This is a genomic window from Moorena sp. SIO4A1 (assembly GCF_010672065.1).
Lineage (GTDB): Bacteria > Cyanobacteriota > Cyanobacteriia > Cyanobacteriales > Coleofasciculaceae > Moorena.
Genome location: NZ_JAAHHX010000823.1, coordinates 1 through 1,287 on the forward strand (window position 1 = coordinate 1; position 1,287 = coordinate 1,287).

Annotated in this window: 1 protein-coding gene; it reads right to left on the minus strand. The window is 43.7% G+C overall.

Annotated features, from left to right (window positions below):
- Positions 1-96: 96 nt before the first annotated feature.
- On the minus strand, positions 97-1,287 hold a 1,191-nt coding region (gene iscB / locus F6K53_RS43220; protein ID WP_293086851.1), incomplete at its 5' end, for an RNA-guided endonuclease IscB.

Below are 1,287 nucleotides of genomic sequence, written 5' to 3' on the forward strand. Positions count from 1 at the left end.
TGTCCGCCTCCCTGGAGACTCCCGCTATAATCTTTGTTTGATTTAGCGGTGAGACGTGCCATATAAACACCTGGGGTTTCCCCAGGTGACAGGCACTCAGGAAAGGGAGGGCAGGGTGTTAATTTGATACGCATATCCGTCCTTTTTGTGAATTGGTGTACAGTACTTGTAGCTAATTCCTTGAATCAATCCGTTGGCAGTTGAAATGTTGAATGAACCAGTCTTACGAGTAGCAACACGTCCAACGTAAGTTCCGATCTTCTTACCTTTAGTGACAACTGCTTTGACAATATCTCCGGTCTGAAAACCCTTGTGTATCTTGGTTCTTGAACAGTACCGCTTCGGAAAACCAAATTTATCTGTTCGACAGATTTGACGAGTTCCATGGCCTTTTGCCACAATCGATAGGATTTGATAATCCTCAACAAAAATGCTTTGAACATCCCCGACGCAAGCGGCATCAAGCCAATGAGTTTTAGGTAGGCTAAACTGACGTCGATTGTACTTAGTTTGACCTCCCGAGCCCGTTTTTACCGGCAATCCGGTCAATTTGAGTTCGTTGTACAGCTTCCAGCGAGTTGAGTTAACCGCAGCGGCATCAGCTAACGATCGTTTGGCCTGAGACAGGATTCGTTTCAAAATATCAGGCTTTCCTGATAAAAATTGTTCAATCTCCTGGTTTCCTTTGGTCTGGTTACAATCGTGACAGGCTATTGCCAGGTTGTTAACTCTGTCGGAACCCCCTAAAGATTTTGGTTTGATATGTTCAATTTCCAACCGGACATCTGTTGCGCCACAGTAAGCGCATTTACGGTTCCATTTTTCAAGCAAGTATTCTCGAATTTCGTAGCCGCATAAAGTGCCTTGTTGATACTCAGTACCGGAAATTTCTGGGTTTTCCATCTTCTGAGTGTCAAACCGTACCAACTCCTGAAAAATACCCGCTATGGGACAAAGCCGAATCAGTTTTTTAACCCAAGTCAGGATGTTATGAACTCTAGACATTAAGCTAGGAGCTAACCATCCGGAGGGACGTTTCCGATTAAGAAAACGAGGTTTTCTATAACGAGTTTTACGGTTACGGCGAGAACGTCTTAATTGCCGTCTTGAGGTTAAAGCGTCTCGGATTTGGAATCCACGATGGGTTATTTCAGCACTCCAAATAACAGTGTCGTTTTGCAGAATTGCTAAACCTGTTGTTTTTGCCCCTGGGTCAATTTTTAACTGGTGATTATGAGTAGTACAGTTTTCTACCTCCAAATCTGACAGGATGATGGTAAATGGATA